This window comes from Actinomycetes bacterium (assembly GCA_036000965.1).
In the GTDB taxonomy this organism is placed as follows: domain Bacteria; phylum Actinomycetota; class CALGFH01; order CALGFH01; family CALGFH01; genus DASYUT01.
The window spans coordinates 1-6,223 of the sequence record DASYUT010000085.1; the positions used below are offsets into that span (position 1 = coordinate 1).

Genomic DNA, 6,223 nt, shown 5'->3' on the forward strand with positions numbered 1-6,223 from the left:
GCCGGGTCACAGACAAGGTTGAACAGGTCATCAAACCGCCGCGTGGGGTCGTCGATGGCCCATCGGTGCAGCTTGGCCTGGATTCCCAGTACCCGCGCCTCCGCCTCCTCAGCGGTCGGCCACGGCGCGCCGGTCTTCACCGGCGACCTCCTGGCATGCCAGCTCCAAGACCGCGAACTCGCTGCCCCCCTTCGCCATGTACACGCCTCTCGCGTGCTCGGACTACTACGGGGGCTCCGTCCCCTCCCACAGCCACCAGCCGACGGCCAGCCTGCCCGCCACCGCGCCGGCCGCGCGGCAGGAAGGGCAGCCCTGGGAGGGTTCCCACGTTCACAAGACGACCGCTTGACGGGGGCGGTGCCCAGCTCTTCCCCGGCAGCATCGCCACGGGTACGCCGCAGACCTTCCCCGTGGCCTTCGACCACGCCCAAAAGAAAGCGCGGCTCGAAGTCGCCTCCTGCCTGGGCAGGCGGTTGGCGTGCGCTGCATCCCGGCCCACATCCACCAGGTTGGAGCCGGTGATTCCCTTACGGGGGTTCAACCACTGGTTCACTCGTCGTTCCACCTTCCCGTCTTGCTTGCCAGGCCCGAGCCGTCTGGTGGTGCCGGCCCGCCCTGTCGTTGTCGGGGCTGCTCCCGCCACTTCCTGGGCCTCCAGGAAGCGGCTGCCCCCAGCTTCGCCGTCCTGCTGCGACAGGCTCGGCGGTGGAGTCCCTTCCCCTCCACACGGTTCGTCTCGCGCCTCGTGGTACCGGTAGAGACCTGTATTCGAGTGTCGCGTATTCCGTCAGGTCTCCCTGGTGGCCGTGACAGGCTGATCCCGGTCTCATCGACTAGCAATCCGTCGCCTGGCCGGCGCCGAGCTCCTACCGGAGACCCATACGCTCCGGAGTGGAAGGAGGCACCGTGACGCCATCAGCGCCTGCTGTCGCCGTCCAGCCCCGGGAACCAACCCGCACCAGCCGGCTGCTGTGGCTGGCGGCTGCCGCCGCCGTGGTCGCGGTCATCGGTGTCCTGGCGGCCATCACGATCCGCCAACAGGACCGCATCGCTGACCTCCAGGCACAGAACGGCCGCGTCATAGAGGTGATCACTGCGCCGGACGCCGGGCTCGTCTATGTCCCCGTCGCAACCGGCGGCAGGTGGGACGATCGTGTCCTCCCGCGAGTTCGGCCAAGCCGTGGCTCACCATGACCGGGCTCCCCGAGCTGTCGGACACCCTGATCTACGAGCTGTGGCTGACAAGTGACAGGTCCTGGGGTCTCGCGCAGCTTCCAGGAAGGCTCGACCGGGTCGTTCGCGCTGCCACTCCGACAGGGGAAACCCAAATAGTTACCGTACGAAGTCCGCGATCGCCGCAGCGGTCTGCGCAGGCTGGCCGAGCCATGGCCCGTGCCCGCCGGCCAACACCTCCAGTCGTGCCTGTGGGATCAGTTCGGCTACTGCCCGGGCGACCGAGACGTCGCCAAGCGGCTCCCGCTTGCCCCACATCACCAGCGTAGGCATGGCCACCCGTCGCAGCTCGTCCGGCCGAATCCGTGAACCACGGCGGAACCCGGAAGCCGTTACCAAGGCGAATGGCGAGACGAACACGCGTTCCTCGGCCCTGGTGGCGCGGTCGGCGATCGGGTCCCCGAACGTTGCCACGAACAGGTCGACCAGGTCCGGGTAGCGGGCGAGGGACTCCTTCTCACGGGCCGCGTGATGCGCGAACTGCAGCACCGACTTCGGGCTGGGCGGCACCAACCGCGACAGCAGCTCTCCCACTCCGGGCGTGGCGGCCAGCCGGATCGGCAGCGGGCAGCGGGTCTTGGGCACCGCGGGCGGACCGATCAGCACCAACCGGTTGACCCGGTCCGGGTGAGCCAGCGCATACCACAGCGCCCACATCGCACCCCCGGAGTGGCCCAGCAGCGCGGCGGTATCCAATTCGAGTGCGTCCAGCAGGCCGTCGACCCAGGCGACCGCGAGCTGGCGGTAGCGATCTCGTGGGAGGTCGATCGGGTCGCTCAGCCCCTGCCCGGGCCGATCGGGGGCCAACGCGCGGACGCCGCGGAGTTCGTTCAGCAACGGCAGGAAGAACCCGCCTGAGCCGCCGCCGCCGTGGAGCAGCACGAGCGGCGGCCCCGTGCCGATCACCAGCAGGTGGACGCGATTGCCGCCGACCGCGACAAAGCGGCCGCGTACCGAGGTTCCGGCCAGGACGCGCTCGTACGCCTGACGGACCTCGGCGGGATGGTCGGCGCGGGCCATCGAGCTGTCTGCATGGGGTCTGGTAGTCATCCCGGTTCCTCCGTGCTCGGATGCAGGTCCCGCTTCGCGACCATCCCGTAGTGGACCTTGGGCCACTGCCATCCTCCTCAGCCGAACGGAGCCAGTGGCTCCTTCGGCGTCACGATCGGTTCGAGCGCTTGGCCGAGCGGCCTCGCGTTTCATCCCCAGCGATCCTGTCTCCCCGCTGCTGCCTTGATCCTCCGACGGAGCACCCCCGGTGGATAGAACAAAAAATGGACTAGCGCCCGGAGTCGGGAGCTGCCATCCTCGCTGGATGCGGACCTACGGCCAGTACTGCCCGGTCGCCCGCGCCTCTGAGGTTCTGGCGGAGCGGTGGACACCGATCATCCTCCGCGACATGCTCGACGGCGCCACCACCTTCACCGAGATCGCCGCGGGCTCCCCGGGCATCTCCCGGACGCTCCTCACCATGCGGCTGCGGGAGCTTCAACGGACCGGGGTGGTCCATGCGACCCCGCATCCCTCAGGACGAGGCTTCCTGTACCACCTCACCGAGGCCGGAAGGGACCTGGGAGCGGTCATGGCAGCCCTGGGAACGTGGGGAGAGCGCTGGATCGAGCTTGCCCCCGAGCATCTGGATGCCGGCCTGGTGCTCCACGCGTGGGCCGGCCGGTTCCTCGCCCGCGAGCGCCTGCCCAAGCGTCGCGTCGTGGTGCAGTTCGACTTCTGGGGACTCCCCAAGAAGAAAGCCCGGTCGTGGATCATCTTCCACGGGGAACGCTCGGAGGTGTGCGCGACCCCCCCGGGCTTCGAGGTCGATCTGTTCGTCGAGGCGGAAGCCAAGGCCCTGATCGAATGGCACCTTGGCCGCATCAGATGGGTGGACGCCCTCCGGGCCGATCGGATCCGCGTGCATGGACCATCCAAGCTCGCCCGGGCGCTGCCGACGTGGAACCGCCTCAGTCCCGCCGCCCACATGAAGGATGCCCGGCCACGGCCAGTGGCTTCGGTGACAGCGCTCTAAATCCGCGATCCCGCGCAGGGACTTGTTCATATTGGCTTCCCCTGTCGGAGTGACAGCGCGAACGACCCGGTCGAGCCTTCCTGCCAGCCGCGCGAGACCCCAGGACCTGTCACTTCAACCCGCGAAACTACCGGCATGATCGCGTGATAAGGGGCGCGTATTCCCTGCCGGTCACTCAGGTTGAGGCCACCTGCTGTGGTCGCCGACGGCGTAGCGGACCCAGGGCGTTCCGGCCTCGGTCGCGACCCGGGTGGTGGTCTTGTGGTGGTAGCCCAGCGCTTGGGCGACGACGGGTGCTGGGACCTGGAGGACCAGCTGGCGCAGCGCGGCGGTCCGGCCGGCCAGGGCGGGGACGCCGAGGTCACGGACCAGCTCCGCAAGGTGGCTGGCGTGCAGCGGCTGGCCGGCTCGGCGTCCGGGAAACAGCCAGCGGGCGTGGGGGTTGGTGGCGGTCTGGAGGTTGTCCCGCTGGGCTGTGGCCCGTAGCAGCAGGGTGGCGAACGGCTCGGGCACCGGGGTGGGCGGCTCCCCGAACCGGATGAAGACCTGCCCGTCGGCGGCGCGGGTGAGGTCGTCGATGGTCAGGCGGGCGATGCGGGTGGCTGGCTGGGCGAACAGCAGCATCAGGCAGGCGGCCACGCGGGAGCGCAGCGGGCGGTCCTCGTCGGTGAGCAGCTGGCCGAGCAGCTCCAGCCGGCGGTGCTGGGTGAGCGGCGCGGCCCGGCGGACCGGCAGCGGCGGCAGCTCGAGCCTGGGCAGGTGGCCGGCGCGCATCGCCCAGCGCAGGAACGCCCGCAGGCATCGCCGCTGGTGGTCGTTGTGGGTGGCGTGCCAGGCGTCCAGGTCGGCCTGGGTCGCCTGGGCCAGGGTGCGGCCGCGCGCCTGCAGCCAGCCGAGGAACCGGTGGGCCTGGGTGAGCTGGTCGCTGGCGAACTGGCGGTGGCTGGGGGTGAGGGGTCGGGTCGTGGCCGTGGCCCGAAGGCGTGGGAGCTGGTACCAGACGGCGAACTGGCGCACCAGCCGCAGGTGGGGGCTGTCGGCGGCGGCCAGGTCGGCCAGGCGCCGGTGCAGCAAGGCCTCGTAGTGCAGCAGCTGCTTGTCGATGGTGGGCAGCACGCCGCAGGTCATCAGCAGGTCGCGCAGGTAGGCAGCGGTCCGCCAGCTCGGCGCCGCGTGCAGCGCCTCGTGGGTCAGGGGGATGCGTCCGGTGGCCAGGTCGGCCAGGAGCTGGGGAACCTTGGGGTTGCGCAGCCAGGTCAGGCCGCTGGTGGGCTTGTCCATGGCAGTGAGCGCAGCAAACAGCGGCGTCAACGAGGGGTTGACGCGGCCGGTGCCATCATCCAGGGCGGCGGCGAGCTTGTCGGTGAGGGTGCATCGCTCACACAGCCGGCCGGCACCCAGCCGCCCCTCGAAGCCGCAGCGGCTGCAGGAGAAGCTGCGGGTGATGCCGGCGCAGTCCCGGCAGATCGCGGTGCCGTCGGCGCGGCGGCCGGGCAGGAGCCGATCGACCTCGCAGCCACCGCATCGCCCGTAGGTGCGGACAGCCCGCTCGTAGCAGGTGCGACAGAGCAGCCCGTCTTGCCAGTTCGCGGCCCTGGCTGCTTGGCGACCGCAGCGGGCACAGGGTTCGTGCTGCTCTGCGGTGGCGTGGGGGCGACCGGTCACTCCGGCCGGAGGCGGGCACGGCGGGGCCGCAGGTCGGTGGGCAGCTCGGCCGCGGCCACGGCGTCGCCGGTGCCGGTCTTGCGTGGCGCGGCATTGCCAGCGCGGGTGGCGATCAGCTCGGCCGGGGTGCACTCCAGGATGTCGCACAGCGCCGCCAGCACGGGCAGCGACAGCCGCTCGGGGATGCCGGTGACCAGCCGGTGGACCTGCGAGGCTGACAGGGTGATGCCCCGCTCGCCAAGCAGCGGGACCAGCTCGGTGGTGGCAAACAGGCCACGCTGAGCCATCACCTCCCGCAGCCGCCACTGGTAGCTGACCTCGCGTCGGATCCTCACGTCGCCCTCCCACTCCTGCGCAGCGCGGCCTGGACGGTCTGGTCCAGCACCCGCCGCAGGGTGCGGGTGCGGAAGTCCGCCGACACGCAGGCGGAGATCGAGGTCGTGCTGGCGTGCTCGTGGCCGGCCTGCTCCTGGACGAACCGGGCGTCCCAGCCGTCCTCGACGAGGTGGGTGACATACGAGCGGCGCAGCGAGTGGAAGTCCAGCCCGCCGGGCAGCCCCAGCGCGTCGCGGTAGGCGGCAAACCGGCTGTTGATCCGCTGCAGCCCGATGCGCGCGGCCCGCTCCGAGGGCCACAGCGCCGGGCTGCCCGCCGGCGCCAGCAGCGGCCGGAACTGCCCCACCCACTCCTGCAGGACCTCCGGCACCCAGGCCCAGACCGTCAGCACGCTGCGGGGCTTGGGCGCAGAGCCCGTGGTGGCCTTGCCGTGGCGCACGTGGCAGATGCCGTACTCGCCGAACTCCACCCCGTGGGGGTTGCGGCCGAAGTCGGCCACGTCCAGCATGCGCGTCTCGTTGCGGCGCAGCCCGTAGGCGTAGGCGACCTTGAACAGCACCGCGTCGCGGAAGGTGGGCAGCCAGCCCTTGCGGCCGGCGGCGCGGATGCGGGCGACCTGGGCGTCGGCGTGGTCGAAGAAGGCCTGCAGCTCGGCCAGGGTGAACGCCCGCTTGGACGGGTCGGCTTCGGCCTGTTGGGCGTGCACGGCGGCGTTCCACTCGTGGACCACCTGGACGGGGTGGGTGCCGAACCGGCGCTGGCACTGCTGTGGCCAGTCGTAGGCCGGGTCGGTGAGGTAGGCGCAGAACCCCCGGACAGCCGCCTGGTAGCCGCGCAGCGTCGACCGGCGCAACCGGCGCACGGTGCGCAGGTCGGTGCACCACTCATCGACCATCTGCGGCGTCCACCCCCACGGGTACGCCGCGGCGTGGGTGGCGAACGCCCGCACCGCCCGCTGGCGGC

General features: G+C 71.1%; 6 protein-coding genes. 1 reads left to right on the plus strand and 5 read right to left on the minus strand.

Translation table 11 applies throughout. From position 1 onward, the window contains the following. Together VG276_06775 and VG276_06780 are read right to left on the minus strand one after the other, a co-directional pair. Positions 1-140: group II intron reverse transcriptase/maturase (locus tag VG276_06775; GenBank protein ID HEV8649106.1), on the minus strand; the 140-nt coding region annotated here is incomplete at its 3' end. Between the two features lie 1,192 nt (positions 141-1,332). Continuing rightward, positions 1,333-2,283: an alpha/beta hydrolase gene (locus VG276_06780; GenBank protein HEV8649107.1), complete on the minus strand. Its 951-nt coding sequence runs from the start codon at positions 2,281-2,283 to the stop codon at positions 1,333-1,335. Positions 2,284-2,548: 265 nt separating this feature from the next. On the opposite strand from VG276_06780, the gene VG276_06785 reads away from it, so the two are divergent. Continuing rightward, entirely contained in the window at positions 2,549-3,259 is a 711-nt protein-coding gene (locus tag VG276_06785) for a helix-turn-helix domain-containing protein (protein HEV8649108.1), read from the plus strand. Between the two features lie 171 nt (positions 3,260-3,430). Here VG276_06785 and VG276_06790 read toward each other — a convergent pair whose 3' ends face one another. From VG276_06790 to VG276_06800, 3 genes are all read right to left on the minus strand, one after another. Beyond that, on the minus strand, positions 3,431-4,924 hold the full coding sequence (locus VG276_06790) for a hypothetical protein (protein HEV8649109.1): 1,494 nt from the start codon (positions 4,922-4,924) through the stop codon (positions 3,431-3,433). Continuing rightward, positions 4,921-5,259 (minus strand): helix-turn-helix transcriptional regulator, encoded by a 339-nt coding sequence (locus VG276_06795; GenBank protein ID HEV8649110.1) that lies wholly within the window; start codon positions 5,257-5,259, stop codon positions 4,921-4,923. The genes VG276_06790 and VG276_06795 overlap by 4 nt, the downstream gene beginning before the upstream one ends. Beyond that, the coding region (locus VG276_06800) for a site-specific integrase (GenBank protein HEV8649111.1) at positions 5,256-6,223 on the minus strand (968 nt) is incomplete at its 5' end. The genes VG276_06795 and VG276_06800, both read right to left, overlap by 4 nt.